Source organism: Nocardioides rotundus (assembly GCF_019931675.1).
Classification (GTDB): Bacteria; Actinomycetota; Actinomycetes; order Propionibacteriales; family Nocardioidaceae; genus Nocardioides; species Nocardioides rotundus.
Genome location: NZ_CP082922.1, coordinates 695115 through 716711, shown reverse-complemented (window position 1 = coordinate 716711; position 21597 = coordinate 695115). Strand labels below are relative to the sequence as shown.

Here is a 21597-nt window from a genome sequence, read left to right as displayed (position 1 = left end):
TCACCCTCCCCCTCTCAGCGCAGGAGCGCGTCGCAGCAGCCTCGCGAACTCACGACGCTCGCGCTCCCCGGCGAGGACGAACGTGGGATCCGCGTTGAGCCGGGTGTTGAACCAGGCGACTGCCTTCCCGCCCCGTTGCTCCACCGCGCGCACGAGGGACGGCAGCCAGGCCGGATTTCGGCGGCTGGCCAGGTCGGTCTGCGCCGTCTCCGCCAACGCCCATGGGAGCCGCCGTTGTCTGGCCCAGCTGCTCAGCGGGTCCAAGTACCCCCGGACCACCGGCGTCGCTTCGGTCACCTCGGTTCCGTCCTCGCGCGTGGCTCCCAGCCAGTTGTAGAGGTCGAAGCCGACCAGATCGACGTCGAGGTCCTCCGGGACCAGCCGGTCCAAGGCGAACTCCGGATCACCCTCGACCTGATGCCACCCGGTGAGGATCACGGTGTAGGCCACCCGCGGCGCCCTGTCGTGGACGATGCCGGAGAGGCGGCGCTGCATCGCGACCCAGTCGTCGATCGGCCCGTCCCCCTCGGGTTCGTGGTGGAAGGCGAGCCAGACCGGCCCAGGCAGGCGGCTCAGGCGGCTAGCGAGGCTCCGAGCCCATTCGTCGTCGGCGCCGGACGCCGCAGACGCCCAACTATCGGGCAGCTTGAAGCTGATCCAGGGCACACGGCCCGCGGCGAGATCCGCCGCGGCCACCTCCATGGCCCAGTCCACCTGATCCGCGGCGAAGTAGGTGCGGCGCACGCCCAGAGCGGTCCCCATCTCGCGCTCCCAGCCCGAAGGGTCGCTGTTGGAGCCATAGGTGGCTCCCAGGTACGTCCCGCACGAGGGGATGCCCTGGGTGTTCGTGGCGCACCCGTTGTCGAGCCACCCCGCAGCGTTGTCCCGGACCGTCTCCACGCGCACGTCGTCGAGGCGGAGCTCAGCACCGGTCCCTCCGGCGGAGGAGGTGGCCTTCAGGGTGAGTTGGCTCCCCGGTGCCATCCCGGCCACCAGCATCGTGACTCGGGTCCAGCGTTGCGCCCGCGTCCGCACCCAACGGACGGCCGGCTTCGTGGTGGTCGCACGCTCACCGGTCTGATCTGCGACGAGACCGACCCATGCGCCTTCGGCTGTCCAGACCCACGCGGTCACCCGCACCAACTGGCCGCGGGTCAATGGGCCCAGTGAGCCGTCATTGCGGAGAACGGCCGTGCGGGTCGCGGTCGCATCGGTGATGGCCCCACCGCTTCGGCCGTCGGTGATGGCTGCCGGCCGACCGCCTGCCGTGCTCCAGCCGGCCGGCCCGTCGTCGAAGTCCCACACCTGCGCGAGGGAGTCGCCCCCGGACATCGAACAACCCGAGAGCAACAAAGCGCCCAGCAGAGCAGACGCCATCCGAGACCCGGGCGGGTCAGATGCCACGGCCGGTCCTGTGCGCCAGATCCATGACCTGCTCGCCGCGCACCAGACCCATCGCGACGGTCAAGGCGACCGGAATCCGCTTCTCGGTCGGGTTGGCCCGCGCGGTCTTCCACACCTGCGAGAACGCCTCCCGGCGCCGCCCGGACGCCGCGAGCGCGAACGCTCGCTGTCCGTACATCCGGGCCAGGGCCTTGCGGTCCCGCTGGAACTCGGGGTGCTGCTCGAGGAGATAGTCGGTGGCCGCGATGATGGTCGGCCACTTCGTGGAGAACATCGACTGCCCCCACACGACCTTGACGAGGGGCTCCCCGACCACCGCGAACTGCCCTGCTCGCGCCGCTCGGAGGATCCAGTCGTAGTCCTCCCCGTGCGAGCCCGGCACGTCCTCGTTGACCCAGCCGATCGGCCCATCCAGTGCGGTACGACGAACCATGACCGTCGACGGGTGGGCCTCCATCACTCGGTCCCGGACGAGCCGGTCCAGCCGCAGGTCGGCCGGGTCGGGCACCCTCGGCATCTCGCGGCCCCGATAGAGGACGAAGATCCCGGTGACCGACGTCAGGGCCTCCGGGTGTGCTCGGAACGCGCTCAGCTGGCGGCTGACCTTGGCGGGCAGCCACTCGTCGTCGTCGTCACAGAAGGCCACGAAGGGGGCGTCCCCCGCCTCGACACCCGAGTTCCGCGCGCCGGCCAGTCCCGGCTTGCGGCTGTTGGTGATCACGCGCACGGGGCGTCGCGGGTCATCGGATGCGATCGAGAAGTCGGGCTCGGACTGGTCGAAGACGACGAAGGTTCGTACGACGCCGTCGTGGTCCTGCCGTCGCACAGCGTCAAGCGCAAGCCGCAGGAGCTCTGGTCGGTCCTTGGTCGCTATGACCACGTCGACGTCGGTCTCCCCCATACCTCGAATCGTAGCGGAGTGGGGCCGACTCAGCAGATCCGGCGGGACTGCGCGATGTTCTTGGCGACCTCCTGGCGCTTGATGGCCAGATCCAACACCCAGGTGTTACCGAGAGTGTTGTAGGAGGTGTCGAAGTACGACATCGCCACGCCGCCGGCAGCGGTCATCTGCGAGTACGCCCGAGAGATCCATGCGGGATCCAGTTCCGCCGCGGAATCGTTGTAGGCGATCTCAGCCACACCCCACCGCGTGCCGTGAGCCTTGGCGAAGGAACTGAAGACGTTCCAGTACTTCGTCAGGTCCGAGCGGTCGCTGATCCGCGCGCCGTCGGAGCGCACGTGGCCGTACCAGTTGTACGGGTCGAGCCCCAGAACGTCGACGGTGCCGTCTCCGGGCCAAAGGGCATCGAGCTTGAGCCTGGGATCCGTGCCGTAGGCCTGGTGCCAGCCCATCAAGATGATCGTGAAGGCGACGTTGTCAGATCCCGCGTGGACGATCTTGGACAGTCGGGCCTGCATACGGGTCCACTCCGCCACCGGCTGCGAGTCATTCTCGGGCTCGTGGTGGAAGGCAACCCAGACCGGTCCGTCGGTCGCCGCCAACTTGGCCGTGAGCTCGCGGACCCAGGCGTCGTACTCGCCGTCCGCCATCTGCTTCCAGGTGCCCGGGAGCTTGAAGCTGATCCAGGGGAGACGCTTGGCCGCATGGTCGGCCCTGACCTTGGAGACGGCCTTGTCGATGTCTCCAGGACCGAAGTAGTCGCGGCGGATCGGAAGCGTCGTCCCGAACTGAGCCTCCCGACCGGACAGGGAACTGGTGCCCGACACGGTCGCGCCGGCGTAGGAGCCGCTGCTGGGGATCCCCATCGGGTCGTTGACGCAGGTTTGGACCGGTGCCGGTTGTGCAGGGGCGGGCTGGGTCGGCGCCGGCTGCACGGGGGCGGGCTGGACCGGAGCCGGCGTCTCCACCGCGACCTTGACGTAGTCGACCTTCATCGTGGCCCGCCGCAGCCGTGGTGCCACGATGCTCACCCGCAGCCTGCTGCCGTCACCCGCGGACGGGGTTTTGAGCGACATCGTGGCCCAGGTGCCGCCACGCAGATCACGGCGGACGCTCTGTGCCCGCAGGACCTTTCCCGACGCACTGCGCTGAGTGACCCACAAGATCACAGTGCGGGCCCGCGACGTCTGCACGCTCGTTTGAACGAAGGCCGTCTCCCCACGTCGCAGGATGACCTCGTTGCCCGTCCGCTGGGTCAGCGTCGCACGCAGCCCCTGCCGCACCTTGTAGACGCGGGCGGCGCCGCTGCCGGACCCGGCCGCGTGGGCCAGTCGCGTGCTGCGCTCGGCGACTTTCCAGCCGGCGGTGCTGCCGTCGAAGGATGCCAGCCGGGCCACGGTCGAGTCCGCCGCGAGGGCGAGGGGGGCGGAGACCACCATCAGCAGGGTCGCCATGAGACAGGCGACACCCACACCAGCGATGGTGTGAATGAACCGAAAGGCAGGGATCGAGGGGAGATTAAGTCTGCTCACCTTTCATACTTTAGTTGGGTTGCGGCCTCGGCGCAGGGGAATCGGGAAATTCCCGGGGGGGGGGGGGGGGGGGGGGGGCGCGATGGTTCGCTGGCACACAAAGGACCGGTGTCCGGAACGCATGGGATTCCACTGGCCGAGGTGGGGGCCCTCAACGGCGCAGGGTCGTTCCGGACACCGGCGTGGCTTCCCCGCGCGCGTGCGCTGGGAAGACTTTCGCCGACCGAGTGCTGCCACTCGGACGGGAGCTGTTCCTTTAGTAGGCCCCTTCCCTCCGCACTACCGCGCCGACGGTCCGGAAGGCGATGCCGGCCTCCCGGCGGAGCGACCAGTTATCGACGTAGTCGATGTCGAGGCGCACCGCGTCCTCGAACGAGAGGTTCGACCGACCGCTGACCTGCCACAACCCGGTCAGCCCGGGACGCACCGCGAGGCGACGACGGGCACGCTGGTCGTACTCCGCAACCTCTCGGGGCAAAGCTGGCCGCGGACCGATGAGCGCCATCTCGCCGCGGACGACGTTGAGCAACTGGGGCAGCTCGTCCAAAGACGTGGCCCTCAGCACCTTGCCCAGGCGGGTGATGCGGGGGTCGCCCCTCATCTTGAAGAGCACGCCACCCTCCGACTCGTTCTGCTCGATGATGGCCTGGAGCATCTGCTCGGCGTCGACGTGCATCGTGCGGAACTTGATCATCGGGAACTCGCGCCCGTTGCGCCCGACGCGCTTCTGCACGAACAGCGCGGGCCCGGGAGAGTCCAACCGGACGAGCACGGCCAGCGCGACGAGCAGGGGGGCGCAGGCGATCAAGAGCACCGCGGCAGCGGCCCCGTGGGCGAGCCCGGCCAAGGCATCGCCGAGCAGACCACCACGAGGAACCAGTCGCAGCCCTTGTATGCCCGTCGCCACGGTCGGCTCGAACCGACGCGGGTCGACGAACTCACCGGGCAGCACGACGACGACGTCCACATCGAAGGCCTCGACCGCCCAGGAAAGCTCCTGCAGCTCCTGAGCGCTCAGCGTCCCCGCCAGCACCGCCACGCGGTCAGGAGCGGACTCGAGGATGGTGCGGTGCAGGTGACCGCCTCGCGTCGCCGCGTCGGCGTCGCTGACGCAATAGGTGCTCACCTCGTCCCCGTGCGCGGAGATGGACTCCACGACGGTCGGGATCTCAGAGCTGTGTCCCACGACCAGGACGCGGCTGACCTTCCGACGCCGGGCCCGGATGAGGCCTGCGGCACCGCGGATCATCACCGAGCCGGAAACGATGAGGATCGCGGAGGTCGCCTCCGAACGGCCGAGGAAGTCGAGCGCGACGAGACCTACGATCACCACGGCGAGCACCTGAGCCCGGCGCAGCGTGTCGGCGACACTGGTCAGCCGGCGCCCGTTGCGGCCGACGCTCGTGCCGATCACCTGGGCAGTCAGCCACAGGATCGCCACGAACGCGATCGCCATCTCGTCGTTGCGCAGACCCCACAGCACGACGCCGAAGGCCAAAACAGCCTCGATGCCGAGGCACGCCAAGGCGTCCCGCGCCCAGGACGCGCGCTGCCTGAGCTGGCGGTCATGCCCCGGACGCACGGCCCGCAGACGCTGTGCGTCAGCGCGGTGTCCGGTCGGAACAAGATGAATAGATGGTCGTACGGCCTCGGTGCTCGACTCACGAGCAAGGTCGACCACGCCCCCACGGTCTTGGCGCATGCCAGTGCAACTCCTCATTGCCCCTCGTGCGCCTGCATCCCATGGCGTGCGCACACACGGGCCGGCCGTGACCCCCCGGTCGATGGCCGTGCCCCCCATTACTGCGTCATGACAGTAACCCGCAGATGAACGATTCGTGACGGGTCGGGAGGCAGGAACATGCCGAAGTTGAGGGCAAATCTACGTTCGGCAGTCAGTGTCATACCGAGGTCGTAGAAGCCATCAACTATTGAACTGCTGCTGGGCCTGCTCAAGGCCCTCATTGATGAGCGACTCCACCGCGTCGGCGGCATCGTTCACCTGGAACGGCAGTTCCTTGCGTTCGGCGGAGGAGTAGTGGGACAGCACGAAGTCGGCCACGTCCTGCCGGCCGGATGGGCGGCCGATGCCGGCGCGCACGCGGTAGAAGTCACCGGTCCCGAGTGATGACCGGAGGGAGCGCAGGCCGTTGTGACCGTTGTCGCCGCCGCCGAGCTTGAGTCGAAGGCTGCCGAAGGGCAGGTCGAGCTCGTCGTGGACCGCGATGATGTGGTCGGGCGGGATCCGGTAGAAGGACGCCAGCGCCTTCACCGGTCCCCCGACCTCGTTCATGTACGAGCGCGGGCGCGCCAGGACGACCCGTGGCCCCCCGACGCCGAGTCGCCCCTCGACGACATCGGCGCGCCCGGACTTGTGCGCACGGAAGGGGCCGCCCATCCGCGCGGCGAGCTCGTCGTTGACGAGATAGCCGACGTTGTGCCGGTGACCGGCGTACGTCGGGCCCGGGTTGCCGAGCCCGACGACGAGCCAGGGGTCCTCGCTCATGCTGCGGTCCGCGAGGTCACTCCGAGTCGGAGTCGCCCTCGCCCTCGGAGGACTCGCCCTCGCCGCCCTCCTCGGCAGCCTCGGCCTCGGCCTGCTCGGCCTCCTCCTCGTCGGTGAGGTCGTGCTCGATGCCGGCCTCGGCCTCGGCCTCGGCCAGCTCGGCCTCCAGGGCCTCCTCGGACATCTGCTGGGAGACGTTGACGATCAGCATGTCGTCGTCGGCCAGCAGGGTCGTGCCCGACGGGAGCTCGAGCTCGTTGGCCAGGATCTGGGTGCCGACCTCGGCGCCCTCGACGGAGACCTCGAAGTACTCCGGGATGTGGGTGGCCTCTGCCTCGACCTGGACGGTCGCGTTCTCGGTGACGACCAGGGTCTCCGGCGCGGCGTCGCCGACCACGTGGATCGGGACGTCGACGGTGACCTTCTCGCCGCGGCGGACCGCGATGAAGTCGATGTGGTCCAGGGTCCGGCGGATCGGGTCGATCTGCACGTCCTTGGTCAGCGCCAGCTGGCTGTCGCCGTCGAGGTCGATGTCGAGCAGGGCGTTGGCGCCGCCGTGCTTGAGAGCCAGCCAGGCCTCGTGGCCGGGAAGGGTGAGGTGCACCGGGTCGTTGCCGTGGCCGTAGATCACCGCGGGGATCTTGTCCTCACGGCGGATGCGGCGCGCCGCGCCCTTGCCGAACTCGGTGCGCTTCTCGCCCTTGATCTTCTCGGTGGCCATGCTGGTTCTCTCCTGTGCTCGGGATCGGGTCCCCGGACGCGAAGAGAGCCGCGCTCCGGACGACGGGACGCGGCTCAGCACTGCTGCAACCAGCCCAGTCGATCACGGAGCAGCCGCTGGTCAGCGGCCTCCCTCGCCGAGGCAGGACGAAAGTCTAGCCCGCCGGTCGTTCCCGATACCAATCGCGTCGCTACGTTAGCGAGCATGGCACCCTCCCTCACCCTCGCCGAGGCCCAGACGCGGGCCGCGATCCTGTCCGACATCGCCACGGTGGTCGAGCTCGACCTCACCGACGAGCAGACCTTCGGGTGCCGGGCGGTGCTGCGGTTCGCCTGCAGCGCACCGGACGGTGAGACGTTCCTGGAGTTGACCGGCGCGAGCGAGCTGAGCGTGCGGGTCAACGGGGAGGTGGTCTCGACAAGCTCGACCACCGAAGACGGGAGCTCGACCGCCGAAGACGGGAGCTCGACCACCGAAACCGGGTACGACGGCGAGCGGATCCGGCTGACCGCGCTCCAGCCGCGCAACACGGTGGAGGTGAGCGCGCGACTGCCCTATGTCAACGACGGCGACGGCATGCACGCGATGACCGACCCGGCCGACGGGGAGCGGTACGTCAGCTCCTTCACCGCCATGGACATCGCCCGCAAGGTGATCCCCTGCTTCGACCAGCCCGACCTCAAGACCATCTTCGAGGTCACCGTGGTCGCACCCGCGCACTGGACCGTGCTGGCCAACGGGGTCTCGACAGGCTCGACCACCGACGAAGGAGGCTCGACCACCGACGACGGCTCGGCCGGCGATCACCGGAGGTGGACGTTCACGCCGACGCCGCCGATCTCGACGTACCTCTTCTTCGTCACCGGCGGCCCCTTCCACTCCGTCACCTGGGAGGAGCCCTACGGCGACGGCACGCTGCCGTTCGGCTGGCACGCGCGCGCCTCGCTGGCCGCCGAGCTGGACCGGGACGCCGCCGAACTGCGCGAGATCACCAGCCGCTGCTTCCAGCACTACACGCGCCTCTTCGAGGCGCCGTACCCGTTCGGGGACTATCAGCAGGTCTTCACCCCGGGGCTGAACTGGGGCGCGATGGAGTTCCCCGGGTGCGTGGCGTTCCGCGACGAGCTGCTCTACCGCGGTGAGCCGACGGCGATGCAGCGCAACGGCCGGGCGTCGGTCATCGCGCACGAGATGGCGCACATGTGGTTCGGCGACCTGGTGACGATGCGCTGGTGGGAGGACACCTGGCTCAACGAGTCCTTCGCCGACTTCATGGGCTCCGAGATCGCCGGCCGGGCCGCGGGGTACGACGACTCCTGGGTGGTCGCCGCCCTCCGGCGCAAGCCCACGGCCTACCAGGCCGACCGGCGCCGGTCCACGCACCCGATCGCGGCCGACGCCGGGGACGTCGCCGACGTCGACACCGCGTTCGGCAACTTCGACATGATCACCTACGCCAAGGGCAACGCGGTGCTGCGGCAGCTGGTCACCTGGCTGGGCGAGGAGGACTTCCTCGCCGGAGTGAACCGGCACCTGTCGGCCCACCCGTTCGCCAACGCCACCCTGGCGGACTTCCTGGACGCCCTGGACGGCGCCACCGATCGGGACATTCGCGGGTGGGCCGCCGACTGGCTGCAGACGACGGGTTACGACACCATCCGGGTGGACCGGGACGGCGACGTGCCGGTGCTGGTCCGCGAGGGCTCGCGGCCCCACCGCCTCACGGTGACGGCGTACGACGACGACCTGGCGGCCGTCGGGGAGCGGCTGGTCGACCTGAGCGACGAGCCCGTGCGCCTGGACGACTTCGCCGGTCGGGCCGTGATCCCCAACAGCCGGGACGAGACCTACGCCGCCCTCTGGCTGGACGAGCGCTCGTGGTCGGCGCTGGCGTCAGGACCGGGACGGATCGCCGAGCCCCTCACCCGGGCGCTGCTGTGGGCCACCGCGGCCGCGCAGGTCGAGCACGGCCAGATCACGCCGGCAGAGCTGGTCGACTGGGCCCGGGGCCTCGCCGACGAGGCGCACCCGGTGGTCTTCGAGGGGGCGATGGACCTGACCCTCGGCGCGGTACGGCGGTACGCCCGACCCGAGGACCTCCCCCACCTGCTGCCGCCTCTCGCCGACGTCGCGCGGCGGACCCTGGCCGACCGCGACGCCCGGGCAGCCGCCGCCGCGCGGGTGCTCGCGTCGGTGAGCGACGACCCCGAGCTGCTCGCCGCCTGGCTGGACGGCTCCGCCGACCTGCCCGCCGCGGATCAGGACGTGCGCTGGCTGATCCTGCGCCGCCTCGCCTCGCTGGGTGACGACTCCCGCCTGGACGCCGAGGCGGAGCGGGACCGCTCCACCTCGGGCGAGCTGGGCCTGCTGCGCGCCCGCGCGGCCGTGCCCACCGAGGAGGCGAAGGCCGACGCGTGGCGGCGGCTGATGTCCGGCGACCTCTCCAACCGGGAGTTCGAGGCCGTCGGCGCCGGCTTCTGGGGGTGGGAGCAGGGCGACCTGGTGGCGCCCTACCTCGTGGCCTACGTCCGCGACGGCGTCGCGCTGGGTCGCCGTACCGGCCAGGCCTTCGGCAAGGTGATCGGCTCGGCCTTCCCCTGACTGCCGCTCCCCGACGACTGGCTGCGCGAGTTGCGGGACGCCCTGGCCGGTGCGCTCGAGGGGAACGTCCCGACCGTGCTCGCCCGCACGTGGAACGACCGGCTCGACGACCTGGACCTGGTGATCCGCGCCCGGGACACGGACGGTCAGCCGGTGGGGACCCAGTAGCGCAACTTGCCCGAGGGCTCAGGCCTGGCCGTCGAACATCTTGGTCACCGAGCCGTCCTCGAAGACCTCGCGGATCGCCTGGGAGAGCAGCGGCGCGATCGAGAGGACGGTGAGCTTGTCGAACTTCTGGTCGTCGGCGAGCGGGAGGGTGTTGGTGACCACGATCTCCTGCGCGGGGCAGGCCTTGAGCCGCTCGACGGCGGGGCCGGACAGGATCGGGTGGGTGGCGGCGATGACCACACCGGCGGCGCCGTCGGCCATCAGCGCCTCGGCGGCGGCCACGATCGTGCCGGCGGTGTCGATCATGTCGTCGACCAGGACGCAGATGCGGCCCTTCACGTCGCCCACGACCCGGTTGGCCACGACCTCGTTGGGCCGGTCGGTGCGCCGGGACTTGTGGATGAAGGCCAGCGGGGCGCCGCCCAGGCGGGCCGACCAGCGCTCGGCGACCTTGATCCGCCCGGCGTCCGGGGACACCACGGCGAGGTTCTGGTCGCCGTACTTCTCCTTGACGTACTCCGCGAGGATCGGCAGCGCCATCAGGTGGTCGACCGGGCCGTCGAAGAAGCCCTGGACCTGGTCGGCGTGCAGGTCGACCGCGATCACCCGGTCGGCGCCGGCGGTCTTGAACAGGTCGGCCACGAGCCGGGCCGAGATCGGCTCCCGGCCACGATGCTTCTTGTCCTGCCGGGCGTAGCCGTAGAAGGGCATCACCACGGTGATCCGCTTGGCCGAGGCCCGCTTCAGCGCGTCGACCATGATCAGGTGCTCCATGATCCACTCGTTGATCGGCGCGGTGTGGCTCTGGATCACGAAGGCGTCCGAGCCGCGCACCGACTCCTGGTAGCGGACGTAGATCTCGGAGTTGGCGAACTCGTAGGCGGTGGTGGGGACCAGGTCGGTCTCGAGCTCCCGGGCGACCTCCTCGGCCAACTCGGGATGGGCCCGCCCGCTGAAGACCATCAGGTGCTTCTTGGTGGTCCTCTTCGTCTTCTTCGCCACGCGGGGGTCTCCTGCTCGGTCGGTGCGGCGGGTGTGCTTCCTCAGGATTCTGACTCACCGGGCCCGTCGGTCCCCACCTCGGGGTCCGCGGGTCGCTCCCCTGCGCCCTCGATCGCGGCGCGGGCCGCGTCCCCCTGGGGCGTCCCCTCGCGCCGTCGCAGCGCCCACTCCTCCAGGTTCCGCTGCTGGCCGCCGCTCACCGCGAGGGCGCCGGGCGGCACGTCGCGGCGTACGACGGTCCCGCCGGCCGTCGCGGCGCCGTCGCCGATCTCGACCGGGGCGACGAAGGTGTTGTTGGCCCCGGTCCGGGCGAAGCGCCCGACCACCGTGTGGTGCTTGGCGACCCCGTCGTAGTTCGCGAAGATCGTGCCGGCGCCGATGTTGGTGCCCTCCCCGATCTCGGCGTCGCCGACGTAGGAGAGGTGCGGGACCTTGGCCCCGTCGCCGAGGTGGGCGTTCTTGGTCTCCACGAAGGCGCCGAGCTTGCCGCGGGCGCCGACCTCGCTGCCGGGGCGGAGGTAGGTGAACGGACCGACCGTGGCGCCGCCGCCGATCACGGCCAGCTCCCCGTGGGCGCGCACGACGCGGGCGGCTGGCCCGACCTCGCAGTCCTTCAGCGTGGTGTCCGGCCCCACGACGGCGTCCTCCTCGACCACGGTGGCGCCGAGCAGCTGGGTGCCGGGGAGCAGGGTGACGTCGGGCGCGAGGCGGACGTCGGCGTCGATCCAGGTGGTCGCGGGGTCCATGATCGTGACGCCCTCGCGCATCCAGTGCTCGGTGATCCGGTCGTTGAGGATCCGGCCGAGGCGAGCGAGCTGGGCCCGGTCGTTGGCCCCCTCGGTCTGGGCGACGTCCCCGATCACGTGCGCGCCGACGGTGAGCCCGTCGTCGCGGGCGATCCGGACCAGGTCGGTGAGGTAGAACTCGCCCTTGGCGTTGTCGTTGCCCAGCCGGGGCAGCGCGTCGAGCAAGAAGTCGGCGTCGAAGGCGATGATGCCGGAGTTGATCTCCCGGACCTGCCGCTCGATCGGGCTGGCGTCCTTCTCCTCGACGATCGCCTCGACGTCGCCCTCCTCGTTGCGCAGGATCCGGCCGTAGCCGAACGGGTCGGGGACCTCGCCGGTGAGGATGCTGACGGCCCGCTCGGCCGCCTCGTGCTCGGCGGCGAACGCCCGCAGGGACTCCCCCTGCAGCAGCGGGGTGTCGCCGTTGAGCACCACGACGATGCCGTCGGTGGTCCCGGCGGTCTCCATCGCCACGCGTACGGCGCCTCCGGTGCCGTCGAGCACCTCCTGCACCGCGAGCACCGCGTCGGGGACGTACTCGCGCACGTGCGCGCCCACCTGCTCGCGCTGGTTGCCGACCACGGCGACGACCCGTTGGGGGGCCATCTCGCGGACCGCGGTGAGCACGTGGCCGACCATGCTCCGGCCGCCGAGGGGGTGGAGAACCTTCATGGTCTTGGACTTCATGCGCGTGCCGCCACCGGCGGCCAGGACGATCACGGTGAGGTCGCGGGCCATGAGGGGCACCCTAGTCCCCTGGCGTAGCCCGGGACTCGGCCATGGGGCCGCGGTCCGCCTATCCTGTCGGGCACGATCCCCGGTTGGTCTGCCGGCAGGGCCCGCCTGACTTTGAATCAGGACAAGCGACGTAGGTTCGACTCCTACCCGGGGAGCCAGTGCGCGGAGTATCCGCAGGTGAGACGGCGAAAGAGCCGGTCCCGCAGGATCACGGGACCGACTCTCGGCTTGAAAGTCTCAGAAAGTAGTCCAAGAAAGCAGGCCGCTGAGGCTCACAGCGCCGCCGAGCGCCCGAGGATCGCCCCGGCCTTGTCTGCCGCCCGAGCGCCGTGCTCGTCGGAGGTGGGCCGTCGAGCGTGCCCTGTTCACCTGCCTCGGAGCGCTCGGCCAGATGCGGCCCGGCACCGAGGTCGCGGGGCTGGCGGCGTGGGCAGGCCGGTACGCCGATACCCTTCGCCGGGGACTCCCCGCCCCGAGGCCGAACGCGGTGCCGTTCGAGCACATCAACCCCACAACGGTGGGTGCGTCGCTGCGAGTCCCGTAGCGGTCCGGATGGGCTCAGTCGCTGCCAAGTGCGCGTGCCACGAGGGGCGATACATCGGCAGCAGGATTGCGCCAGTCGACCCGTGAGGGATGGGTGACTGAAACCACCTTCACGCCGTCTCGTCCACGATGCGTGTGACTGGTCCAGCGCCGGTTGTTCCGTTCTACGAACTGGTCGATGTGCTCGTGGGCATCGAAGCGGTCGCGCACGTAGGCGCCCGTCTTCTTGCCGAAGCACACGATCACGTCCACGCCGAGGTCGCTGACCACCGTCTCGTGGAACGGCCAGCACAGGTCGGCGAGGCGGCTGAAACTCCCCGTGAGGTCCGATTCGCCGCGTGTCCGGCCGAAGATCAAGCAACTGGCCGGGACTGTCGTCGGGTCAAGCGAGAGGTGACGAAGAAGGTGGAGCACGCTGTGATCGATGCGTCCGGCCGGTTTCCACGTGTGGGTCGCGTAAGCGGAATACGCCGGGGGGCCGTGCTTGACGTTATGCAACTGCTGACGAACGGTCTCCGTGCCGTCGCTGCCGGGGTTCTCCGCGAGCAGATAGAGCCGAGACCGGCCAGCGAACCCTGTCTCACCGGAGTAGAACGCGTGGCCCGGGACGTCCATCAACTCGTCCGGGACTAGTGCAGCGAGCCGATCAATGGCAGGAGTGGCGGTCTTGGGCACGCTCGCCAGTCTAAGCGCGAATCGCAGGCTCAGTGGTGGTCTCGCTCATGCTGCTGCTCGTTCGATGGGTAGGTGGTGTCACGCGCAGACCGGGCAGACGCTCCACGTCTGGCCGTCCTCGTCGGTGACGGTCGTGAGGACCGCGAGCGAGTCGCAGGACTCGCAGACGCCGGTGGCCGGGGTGGGGGACTGCTCCGCGGTGGTCATGCCGCCACGGTCGCCACGTCCTCGGCGGGGAGACAACACGCTCCGCAGCGCCGCCGATCCAAGAAGCGATCCAACAAACGGGCCCACAAACGGAGCCCTCAGACGGGTCGAGGACCCATGAGGTCGGGCGGAGGTAGCCGCAGGACCGCCCTAGACTCCACGTATCTCCGGATGACGGACTCGCTTTGAATCAGGACAAGCGACGTAGGTTCGACTCCTACCCGGGGAGCGAGGTTCGCAGCGAGGAACGAGCGGAGAGTCGAGCCTCCCCCAGCAAGTGCGGGGAGCGAGGGGCGCGTCGGTAATGTTTCCCGCGTTCACCCCGTCCATGCGGGTGTGAGCGTGGACCTGTTACTCCGGCCGAGCGAGGTGCGCTGCGACGTGGGCGCCGACGATGCCTCCTTCGAGGAGTTCGTGCGCACCACCGCTCCCTCGCTGATGCGGACGGCCACTCTGCTCTGTGGCGACCGGGACGAGGGCGAGGACCTGCTGCAGGCGACGTACGCCCGGGCGTTCTCCCGCTGGCGGATGGTCCGCGGGGCGGACAATCCGATGGCCTACACGCGCACGATCATGACCCGGACCCTGGTCTCCCAGAAGCGCCGCCGGTCCTCCTCGGAGCTGCCGGTGGCCGACGTACCCGACCGTCCCGAGGCCGGCGCCGACCCGACGCTGCGGCTGAGCCTGCTGGAGGCGCTGGCCATGCTCCCACCGAAGGACCGCGCCGTGCTGGTGCTGCGCTTCTGGGAGGACCGCAGCGTCGCCGAGACCGCCGCCGAGCTGGGCATCAGCGAGAACGCCTGCCGCACCCGCACGTCCCGCGCGCTGACACGGCTGCGCGTCCACTTCCCTGCGTTGGAGGAGTCATGAGCCTGCGCGACCTGATGGGGGCCGAGACCCAGGATCTCTCCCCCGACACCGACCGGCTGGTCCGTACGGCGACCCGTGAGGGCGGCCGGATCCGGCGTCGTCGGCACACCGTCACCGCACTCGGCGCGGCTGCGGCCGTGGTGGTGGCCGGTACCGCCGGGTGGGTCGGCCTGCGCGGCTCCGACGGCGACGGCGACCGCGTCGCCGACCGCCCCTCCGCGACCTCGAGCAGCATCAAGCCGCTGGCGCGGCTGGACGGACGGACCACCGTGGCGATGCTGCGGGCCTTCACCGCCGAGCAGGTGGACGGCGAGTCCTCGACCTACGAGGGGCAGGAGGGACCGGGCCGCGACACCTACGGCAGCTTCCGGCTCCGCCCCGCCAGCGGCGGCGGTGAGGGCCTGGTCGAGGGGAACGTCCAGGGCGGCAGCATCCTGGAGGACCTGGGCCCCGGCTGCGAGCCCTTCATGAACGACTGCACCAGCCGCCGGGTGGCAGGCGGGGACACGCTGGTCACCTACCGCGACGCGAGCGAGACCGGACGCGACATCCGGCTGGTCGCCGACCTCCGGAGCCCGGACCGCTCGCTGCGGGTGGTCGCCGCCTCGACCAACGGCTTCAGCCAGGGGAACAACGTGTGGGACATCACCCGGGAGACCCCGGTCCTGGCCGTAGGGGATCTCACCGCCGTCGTCACTCGGCCCGAGTGGGGCTTCCGGGTCCCGCGGGAGTACGCCGCCGCCGGGAAGGAGCTGCGCGGCTACCGGGACGTGGACACCTTCATGGCGCCGCGCTCCCAGCCGTCTCCCCCCTCTGCCGCGCCGCAGTAGTCGCCCAGGGTATTTACACTTTCCTTTCGATATCGCAAGATTTGTGTATATGCGGATCGTGCAAGTGACCGGAAGGAGCGTGCCTCGATGGACGATGGCCTTCTGAGCGTCGCCCAAGCGGCTGCACGTCTGGGCGTCTCCCCATCCAGGGTCCGCCAGCGCATCGCCGACGGTTCACTGGCCGCCCGACGGGTCGGGAGCCAATGGGGCATCCGCCCCCAGGCTCTCGACGACGGCGCTCCCAGGCGCTCCCGGCCCCTCTCGTCACGGATGTCGTGGGCGCTGATCGACCTGCTGTCGGGATCTCCTCCGGCAGCCTCACCCGCCGAACGGGTGCGCCTGCGGAGTCGGGTCGAACGCCTCCGCGAAGCCGCAGATCCCGCGTCGCTGCTCCGGTCGTGGGCTAGCAGCCGCGCCGAACGGCTCGAACTCAGCGTTGCTGCGCCTGACATGGACGACCTGCGCGCCGATGAGCGGCTCCACCTGTCCGGGCTCAGCGTCCCCGACAGTGGCGTCATCGCGCACGATGTCATCGAGGGCTACGTCTTCTCCCGAGATGTCGAGGGTCTGCTGGACGACTACTTCCTGGTGCGACCTGACGGGGCCCGGGGGAACGTGTTCCTCCACGTCATCCACGAGGAGGCTCAGGGGGTGCCTCGCGCGATCGACATTGCCTGGCCGCTCGTAGCCATCGACCTTGCGGAGCACTCTGGGGCGCGCGAGCGGGAACGAGCCGCGGAGTTGCTGCGAGAGATGCTGCCCACATGACCGCCGTGGTGATGCCGGCGATGCAGGCCACGCAGGAGGCTTCCTGGCTGGGCCTCTTCCGGCTCGCCAAGTCCATCCCTGACGGATGGACCCTGGTCGGAGGCCAAATGGTGCATCTGCACTGCGCCGAGCGCGGCGTAGATCCTTATCGTTCGACGCCGGACATCGACACGGTGCTGGACGTCCGGGGCATCCCCCAGATTCTCGTGCACGTCACCACAGTCTTGGAGGAGGTCGGCTTCCAGGCTCGGGGTGTGACCATGGGTGAGAAGCAACACCGCTGGGTCCAACGAGATGGTCCCGGGGTGATCGACGTACTCATCCCGGAGAACCTCGGGCGCGCCGCCGACCATCAGGGTGCCGGAGGATTCCCCGGCCTGCCCACGCCCGGTGCACAGCTCGCCCTCAACCGCTCGGAGCCGGTCGTGGTGAGGGTCGGATCGGTCACAGGGACCATTCGACGTCCTACTCTGCTCGGCGCGACGATCGCCAAGGCGGCCGCGTACTCGATCACCGGAGTGACCAATCGCAGCAAACATCTCGATGACATCGCGTTGCTCAGCTCCATGCTGTCGGCCCGGGACCTCCGCGACGCGGAATTGACCAAGGGCGAACGCCGCTATCTCAGGGCGGCTCTGCCGTCGGCACACGCACACCCGGTCACTGCCGAGATCCTCGGCGCCAGCGAGGGCATCCGTCGCCTCCAGCGGCTCGTGGATTAGGCACGGCACCCATCCGCCACGCTGGCGGGCATCAACCTGAGAGGATCGGGCCGTGGACCTGCCCGTGATGCCGCCCGTACGCCCGATGTTGGCGAAGGCGGTGAAGGGCATCCCCGACCCCGACAAGCACGGCGGGCTCGCCTTCGAGCCGAAGTGGGACGGCTTCCGCTGCCTGCTCTTCAAGGACGGGGACGAGGTGGAGCTGGCCAGTCGCAACACCAAGCCGCTGACCCGCTACTTCCCCGAGCTGGTCGCCGCCGCGCGCGAGCAGCTGCCCGAGCGCTGCGTGCTCGACGGCGAGATCTTCGTGGCCATCGGAGACCGGCTGGAGTTCGAGGTGTTGCAGGAGCGCATCCACCCCGCGGAGAGCCGGATCACCAAGCTCGCCGAGGAGACGCCCGCGAGCTTCGTCGCCTTCGACCTGCTGGCGCTGGGGGACGAGTCGTTCGTGGACCGGCCGTTCGCCGAGCGGCGGACGGCGCTCGAGGACGCGCTCACCGGGCTGGACGGCCCCTGCTTCCTCACCCGGGTGACCACGGACCCGGCCGAGGCGGAGGGCTGGTTCGAGCAGTTCGAGGGCGCCGGTCTGGACGGCGTGGTGGCCAAGCCGCTGACTGCGCCGTACACCCAGAACGGCCGCACCATGCTGAAGATCAAGCACGCGCGCACCGCCGACGTGGTGCTCGCCGGGTTCCGCGAGCACAAGACCTCGACACCGGAGCTCCCGCTCGTGGGCAGCCTGCTGCTGGGCCTGTACGACGACCAGGGGCAGCTGCAGCACATCGGGGTCTCGGCCTCCTTCACCGCGCAGCGGCGGGCCGAGCTGTTCGAGGAGCTGCAGCCGCTGGTCGTCGACATCGCCGACCACCCGTGGGGCGCGTGGCAGGAGTTCCTGGTCGCCAACCCCGGCCGGGTGCCGGGCACCCAGTCGCGCTGGAGCCAGGGCAAGGACCTCTCGTTCACCCCGCTGCGGCCCGAGCGGGTGCTGGAGGTCTCCTACGACCACATGGAGGGCCGCCGCTTCCGGCACACCGCGCACTTCCAGCGGTGGCGCCCCGACCGCGACCCGGAGTCCTGCGGTTACGACCAGCTGGAGGAGCCGGTGAGCTACGACCTCGCCCGCGTGCTGGAGTCCGACCGGTGAGCCGTTAGCCTGACCGCGATGACACAGACGGGGGAGTTGGCCGGCCGGCGGGTGATCAGCACCGCGGGCCTGACCAAGAGGTTCGGACAGGTGCAGGCGCTGACCGACCTGAGCATCGACGTCGGCGACGGCGTCACCGGCCTCGTCGGCGCGAACGGTGCGGGCAAGTCGACGCTGATCAAGATCCTGCTCGGGCTCCTGGAGCCGACATCCGGAACGGCCAGCGTGCTGGGTCACGACATCGCGCGCGAGTCCTCCCAGATCCGCCGGGTGGTCGGCTACATGCCCGAGCACGACTGCCTGCCGCCCGACGTCAGCGCCAGCGACTTCGTCGTCCACATGGGCCGGATGTCCGGACTGCCGGCGACCGCCGCGCGCGAGCGGGCGGCCGACGTACTCCGTCATGTCGGCCTGGACGAGGAGCGCTACCGCCAGATGGGCGGCTACTCCACCGGGATGAAGCAGCGCGCCAAGCTCGCGCAGGCGCTGGTCCACGACCCACAGCTGGTCTTCCTCGACGAGCCGACCAACGGGCTGGACCCCGCGTCGCGCACCGAGATGCTGCAGCTGGTGCGCCGGATCGGCCGCGACTTCGGGATCGCGGTGCTGGTCAGCTCCCACCTGCTCGGCGAGCTGGAGCGGGTGAGCGACCACGTCGTCGTGCTCGACGGCGGCCGGCTGCTGCGCTCCAGCGCCACCGCCGACTTCCTGCAGCGCAACGGAGCCCTCCTCGTGGAGGTGCTGGGCGGGGACGAGGAGCGCGACCGGCTCGGCGAGGCGCTGGCCGCCGCCGGCCTGACCTGCCGTCCACGCGCCCAGATGGTCGCGATCGAGCCGCCGTCGGAGGACATGGCGGTCCACGACCTGGTCCGCGACACTGCCGACGACCTGGGCCTGGCGCTAGTGCGGCTGCAACCCGACCAGAGCCACCTGGAGGACGTGTTCTTGGAGGCGGGCACCCATGGCTGAGCGCACCGGCGTCATCCACGACCTCGGCTACCGGGGGTACGGCGGCCCCCGCGAGTCCACGCCCGCGATCGCCCGGGCGCTCTTCGTCATCGGCCTCAAGCACGCCTACGGCCTGGGTCGCTCCGGTCGCTCGAAGGTGCTGCCGTTCCTGCTGTTGACCGTCACCCTGCTGCCGGCACTGGTCATCGTCGGTGTGCTGACCCTGGTCGGGCTATCCGAGCTGCCGTTCACCTACGGGCAGTACCCCAGCCAGTTCCAGGTCCTGGTCAGCCTGTTCGCGGCGGCCCAGGCGCCCGTGCTGTTCTCGCGGGACCTGCGCTACCGCTCGATCGTGCTCTACGCGGCCAGGCCGCTCTCCTCCACCCTGTTCGCCCTCACTCGCTGGGCCTCCCTGGCGGTGGCGATCCTGATCTTCACGATGCTGCCGGTGGTGGTGCTCTACGTCGGCGGTCTGCTGGCCGGCCTGGACGCCGGGGAGCAGACGCCGGACTTCCTCCTCTCCCTGCTCCTCCAGGTCCTGCTCGCCGCCATGCTGGCGGGGATCACCGGGGTGATCTCCTCGGTCGCCCTGCGCCGCGGCTTCGCGGTGGTCACCTCGATCATCGTGCTCATCGTCGGATCGGGCATCGTCGCGATCATCCAGGGCCTGTCCGGCGCCGAGGGCCTGGCCCACGTCGGCGAGATCGCCGGTCTGTTCTCCCCCTGGGCCCTGCACAACGGCCTCTCCGAGGCATGGGGCGCCGGGGCCAGCAACCTCACGCCCCTGGAGGGCGCCTGGCCGGCGGCCTACCTCGCCGTCTCCGCGCTCCTGGTCGCGGGCTGCCTGTGGGCCCTGGTGGCGCGGTTCCGGAAAGTGGGCGCCCGGTGAGCGAGCTGATCCTGGACAACGTGTCGCGCTGGTTCGGCAACGTGGTGGCGGTCAACGACGTGTCGATGACCATCGGGCCGGGGGTGACCGGGCTGCTCGGCCCCAACGGAGCCGGCAAGACCACGCTCATGGCGATGATGTCGGGCTTCCTCCCGCCATCCGCGGGCACGGTCACGCTGGACGGCGAGCCGGTGTGGCGGCACACCGACGCCTATCGCAAGATCGGTCTGGTCCCCGAGCGGGAGCTCAGCTTCGGCTACCTCACCGGGCGGCAGTTCGTCCGCGCCAACGCCGACCTGCAGCGGCTGCCGGACCCGGCCGGGGCGACCGAGCGGATCCTCGGCGTGGTCGACATGGTCGAGCCCGCGCAGCGGCGACTGGACACCTACTCCAAGGGCATGCGGCAGCGGGTCAAGATCGCGGCCGCCCTGGTGCACGACCCCGCCGTACTGCTGCTGGACGAGCCCTTCAACGGCGTCGATCCTCGTCAGCGGATGCAGTTGATGGACCTGCTGAGGCAGCTCGGCGACGAGGGCCGCACGGTGCTGTTCTCCTCCCACATCCTGGAGGAGGTCGAGCGGTTGGCCCGGCACATCGAGGTGGTGGTCTCCGGCCGGCACGCCGCCTCCGGCGACTTCGGCGCGATCCGGCGGCTGATGACGGACCGGCCGGTGCAGTACGACATCGTCTCCAGCGACGACCGGGCGCTCGCCGCCGCGCTGATCGCGCTGCCGTCGGTGCAGGCGGCGCGGTTGCGCGCGGAGCAGGGGCTGGACGTGCAGGTCAGCGATCTCGGGTCCTTCGCCGCCGCGCTTCCCCGCTTGGCCCGCAGCCACGGCCTGACCCTGTTCGAGCTCTCCCCCAGCGACGAGTCGCTGGAGAGCGTCTTCTCCTACCTGGTGACGCGATGAACGGCACGATCTCCCGGCTCGCCCTGCAGGCCCTCCTGGGCCGCCGACGGTTCTGGCTGCTCCTGGCCTTCCCCGTGCTGATGATCGCCCTGACCGTCCTGGTCAACCGGCTGACCGACGACCCGGAGGTCGGCTGGTCGATGATCGCGACCCTGGCCTACCCACTGGTCCTGCCGCTGGTCGCGTTGCTGGCGACCTCCTCGGTCCTCGGCCCGGAGGTGGACGACGGATCGATCGTCTACCTGCTGTCCAAGCCGGTCAGTCGGCACACGGTGGCTCTCTCCAAGTGGGTCGTCGCCTGGGCGGCCACGATGGTCGTCGGCGCGGGCTCGCTGCTGGCCTCGGGGCTGATCGTCGGGGACGCGCGGGTGGCGCTGGCCTGGACCGTGGCCGGCGCGGTGGCCGGGACGGCGTACTCGGCTCTGTTCCTGGCACTCTCCGCGGTCACCCGGCACGCCGTGGTGGTCGGCCTGCTGTTCGTGCTGCTGTGGGAGGGGCTGCTCGGCGGGCTGCTGTCCGGCGTCGCGTGGCTGAGCATCGGCCAGTGGGGCATCCGGGTCGGGCATGAGGTGTCCGACCAGCTGGTCGACCCGGTCAACCTGCCGTGGGCGATCGGGGCGTCGGTGGTCGTGACCCTGGCCGGAGTGTGGTTCGCTGGCGACCGGCTTCGCTCCTTCGCACTGACCGGCGAGGAGTAGATTGGTGACCAGGTTCGTCCTGGCCGCGAGGAGG

Annotated in this window: 21 protein-coding genes and 1 tRNA gene; 12 read left to right on the top strand and 10 right to left on the bottom strand. The window is 70.3% G+C overall.

All coding sequences use genetic code 11. The features are described from left to right. The 6 genes from K8W59_RS03430 to K8W59_RS03405 form a co-directional block, all read right to left on the bottom strand. Nucleotides 1-993 (bottom strand): hypothetical protein, encoded by a 993-nt coding sequence (locus K8W59_RS03430; RefSeq protein WP_223397358.1) that lies wholly within the window; start codon nucleotides 991-993, stop codon nucleotides 1-3. A gap of 400 nt (nucleotides 994-1393) precedes the next feature. Beyond that, a complete protein-coding gene (locus tag K8W59_RS03425) occupies nucleotides 1394-2305 on the bottom strand; it encodes a glycosyltransferase family 2 protein (RefSeq protein ID WP_223397357.1) in 912 nt (303 codons plus the stop codon). A gap of 29 nt (nucleotides 2306-2334) precedes the next feature. Beyond that, complete coding sequence (locus K8W59_RS03420) at nucleotides 2335-3759, bottom strand: glycoside hydrolase family 26 protein (protein WP_223397356.1); 1425 nt, start codon at nucleotides 3757-3759, stop codon at nucleotides 2335-2337. Nucleotides 3760-4093: 334 nt separating this feature from the next. Beyond that, entirely contained in the window at nucleotides 4094-5518 is a 1425-nt protein-coding gene (locus K8W59_RS03415; RefSeq protein ID WP_223397355.1) for an exopolysaccharide biosynthesis polyprenyl glycosylphosphotransferase, read from the bottom strand. Between the two features lie 243 nt (nucleotides 5519-5761). Further along, nucleotides 5762-6343, bottom strand: coding sequence for an aminoacyl-tRNA hydrolase (pth, locus tag K8W59_RS03410; RefSeq protein WP_223397354.1), 582 nt, complete (start codon nucleotides 6341-6343; stop codon nucleotides 5762-5764). Between the two features lie 16 nt (nucleotides 6344-6359). Beyond that, nucleotides 6360-7064: a 50S ribosomal protein L25/general stress protein Ctc gene (locus tag K8W59_RS03405; protein ID WP_223397353.1), complete on the bottom strand. Its 705-nt coding sequence runs from the start codon at nucleotides 7062-7064 to the stop codon at nucleotides 6360-6362. 204 nt (nucleotides 7065-7268) lie between these two features. Between K8W59_RS03405 and pepN the strand changes: the two genes are divergently transcribed. Together pepN and K8W59_RS03395 are read left to right on the top strand one after the other, a co-directional pair. Then, nucleotides 7269-9665: an aminopeptidase N gene (gene pepN / locus K8W59_RS03400; protein WP_223397352.1), complete on the top strand. Its 2397-nt coding sequence runs from the start codon at nucleotides 7269-7271 to the stop codon at nucleotides 9663-9665. Between the two features lie 30 nt (nucleotides 9666-9695). After that, nucleotides 9696-9833: a hypothetical protein gene (locus K8W59_RS03395; protein ID WP_223397351.1), complete on the top strand. Its 138-nt coding sequence runs from the start codon at nucleotides 9696-9698 to the stop codon at nucleotides 9831-9833. 18 nt (nucleotides 9834-9851) lie between these two features. Here the strand turns inward: K8W59_RS03395 and K8W59_RS03390 are convergent, their stop codons facing one another. Both K8W59_RS03390 and glmU read right to left on the bottom strand, forming a co-directional pair. After that, on the bottom strand, nucleotides 9852-10835 hold the full coding sequence (locus K8W59_RS03390) for a ribose-phosphate diphosphokinase (RefSeq protein WP_223397350.1): 984 nt from the start codon (nucleotides 10833-10835) through the stop codon (nucleotides 9852-9854). Nucleotides 10836-10876: 41 nt separating this feature from the next. Further along, nucleotides 10877-12358, bottom strand: a complete 1482-nt coding sequence (glmU, locus tag K8W59_RS03385; protein ID WP_223397349.1) for a bifunctional UDP-N-acetylglucosamine diphosphorylase/glucosamine-1-phosphate N-acetyltransferase GlmU — start codon at nucleotides 12356-12358, stop codon at nucleotides 10877-10879. Between the two features lie 76 nt (nucleotides 12359-12434). Between glmU and K8W59_RS03380 the strand changes: the two genes are divergently transcribed. Then, a tRNA-Gln gene (locus K8W59_RS03380) sits at nucleotides 12435-12516 on the top strand. Nucleotides 12517-12916: 400 nt separating this feature from the next. Here the strand turns inward: K8W59_RS03380 and K8W59_RS03375 are convergent. Further along, nucleotides 12917-13576, bottom strand: a complete 660-nt coding sequence (locus K8W59_RS03375; protein WP_223397348.1) for a hypothetical protein — start codon at nucleotides 13574-13576, stop codon at nucleotides 12917-12919. Nucleotides 13577-13654: 78 nt separating this feature from the next. After that, complete coding sequence (locus K8W59_RS20110; protein ID WP_263283278.1) at nucleotides 13655-13783, bottom strand: hypothetical protein; 129 nt, start codon at nucleotides 13781-13783, stop codon at nucleotides 13655-13657. A gap of 342 nt (nucleotides 13784-14125) precedes the next feature. On the opposite strand from K8W59_RS20110, the gene K8W59_RS03370 reads away from it, so the two are divergent. The 9 genes from K8W59_RS03370 to K8W59_RS03330 all read left to right on the top strand — a co-directional run bounded on the left by K8W59_RS03370 (nucleotide 14126) and on the right by K8W59_RS03330 (nucleotide 21563). Further along, a complete protein-coding gene (locus K8W59_RS03370; RefSeq protein ID WP_223397347.1) occupies nucleotides 14126-14653 on the top strand; it encodes a SigE family RNA polymerase sigma factor in 528 nt (175 codons plus the stop codon). Further along, complete coding sequence (locus K8W59_RS03365) at nucleotides 14650-15483, top strand: hypothetical protein (protein WP_223397346.1); 834 nt, start codon at nucleotides 14650-14652, stop codon at nucleotides 15481-15483. Before K8W59_RS03370 ends, K8W59_RS03365 begins: the two co-directional genes overlap by 4 nt. A gap of 87 nt (nucleotides 15484-15570) precedes the next feature. Further along, nucleotides 15571-16251, top strand: coding sequence for a helix-turn-helix domain-containing protein (locus K8W59_RS03360; protein ID WP_223397345.1), 681 nt, complete (start codon nucleotides 15571-15573; stop codon nucleotides 16249-16251). Continuing rightward, nucleotides 16248-16973 (top strand): hypothetical protein, encoded by a 726-nt coding sequence (locus K8W59_RS03355; RefSeq protein WP_223397344.1) that lies wholly within the window; start codon nucleotides 16248-16250, stop codon nucleotides 16971-16973. The genes K8W59_RS03360 and K8W59_RS03355 overlap by 4 nt, the downstream gene beginning before the upstream one ends. A gap of 52 nt (nucleotides 16974-17025) precedes the next feature. Beyond that, on the top strand, nucleotides 17026-18117 hold the full coding sequence (locus K8W59_RS03350; RefSeq protein ID WP_223397343.1) for an ATP-dependent DNA ligase: 1092 nt from the start codon (nucleotides 17026-17028) through the stop codon (nucleotides 18115-18117). An 18-nt stretch (nucleotides 18118-18135) separates the two neighbouring features. Next, entirely contained in the window at nucleotides 18136-19086 is a 951-nt protein-coding gene (locus tag K8W59_RS03345) for an ABC transporter ATP-binding protein (protein ID WP_223397342.1), read from the top strand. Next, nucleotides 19079-19954: an ABC transporter permease gene (locus K8W59_RS03340; protein ID WP_223397341.1), complete on the top strand. Its 876-nt coding sequence runs from the start codon at nucleotides 19079-19081 to the stop codon at nucleotides 19952-19954. The genes K8W59_RS03345 and K8W59_RS03340 overlap by 8 nt, the downstream gene beginning before the upstream one ends. After that, on the top strand, nucleotides 19951-20865 hold the full coding sequence (locus K8W59_RS03335) for an ABC transporter ATP-binding protein (RefSeq protein WP_223397340.1): 915 nt from the start codon (nucleotides 19951-19953) through the stop codon (nucleotides 20863-20865). Before K8W59_RS03340 ends, K8W59_RS03335 begins: the two co-directional genes overlap by 4 nt. After that, nucleotides 20862-21563 (top strand): ABC transporter permease subunit, encoded by a 702-nt coding sequence (locus K8W59_RS03330; protein WP_223397339.1) that lies wholly within the window; start codon nucleotides 20862-20864, stop codon nucleotides 21561-21563. The genes K8W59_RS03335 and K8W59_RS03330 overlap by 4 nt, the downstream gene beginning before the upstream one ends. The last annotated feature ends 34 nt before the right edge of the window (nucleotides 21564-21597 follow it).

Coding starts and splice junctions, on each gene's coding strand:
- K8W59_RS03425 (WP_223397357.1), bottom strand. CDS start 2,305: ATGGGGGAGACCGACGTCGACGTGGTCATAGCGACCAAGGACCGACCA.
- K8W59_RS03420 (WP_223397356.1), bottom strand. CDS start 3,759: ATGGCGACCCTGCTGATGGTGGTCTCCGCCCCCCTCGCCCTCGCGGCG.
- pth (WP_223397354.1), bottom strand. CDS start 6,343: ATGAGCGAGGACCCCTGGCTCGTCGTCGGGCTCGGCAACCCGGGCCCG.
- K8W59_RS03405 (WP_223397353.1), bottom strand. CDS start 7,064: ATGGCCACCGAGAAGATCAAGGGCGAGAAGCGCACCGAGTTCGGCAAG.
- pepN (WP_223397352.1), top strand. CDS start 7,269: ATGGCACCCTCCCTCACCCTCGCCGAGGCCCAGACGCGGGCCGCGATC.
- glmU (WP_223397349.1), bottom strand. CDS start 12,358: ATGGCCCGCGACCTCACCGTGATCGTCCTGGCCGCCGGTGGCGGCACG.
- K8W59_RS20110 (WP_263283278.1), bottom strand. CDS start 13,783: ATGACCACCGCGGAGCAGTCCCCCACCCCGGCCACCGGCGTCTGCGAG.
- K8W59_RS03365 (WP_223397346.1), top strand. CDS start 14,650: ATGAGCCTGCGCGACCTGATGGGGGCCGAGACCCAGGATCTCTCCCCC.
- K8W59_RS03360 (WP_223397345.1), top strand. CDS start 15,571: ATGGACGATGGCCTTCTGAGCGTCGCCCAAGCGGCTGCACGTCTGGGC.
- K8W59_RS03355 (WP_223397344.1), top strand. CDS start 16,248: ATGACCGCCGTGGTGATGCCGGCGATGCAGGCCACGCAGGAGGCTTCC.
- K8W59_RS03345 (WP_223397342.1), top strand. CDS start 18,136: ATGACACAGACGGGGGAGTTGGCCGGCCGGCGGGTGATCAGCACCGCG.
- K8W59_RS03340 (WP_223397341.1), top strand. CDS start 19,079: ATGGCTGAGCGCACCGGCGTCATCCACGACCTCGGCTACCGGGGGTAC.
- K8W59_RS03330 (WP_223397339.1), top strand. CDS start 20,862: ATGAACGGCACGATCTCCCGGCTCGCCCTGCAGGCCCTCCTGGGCCGC.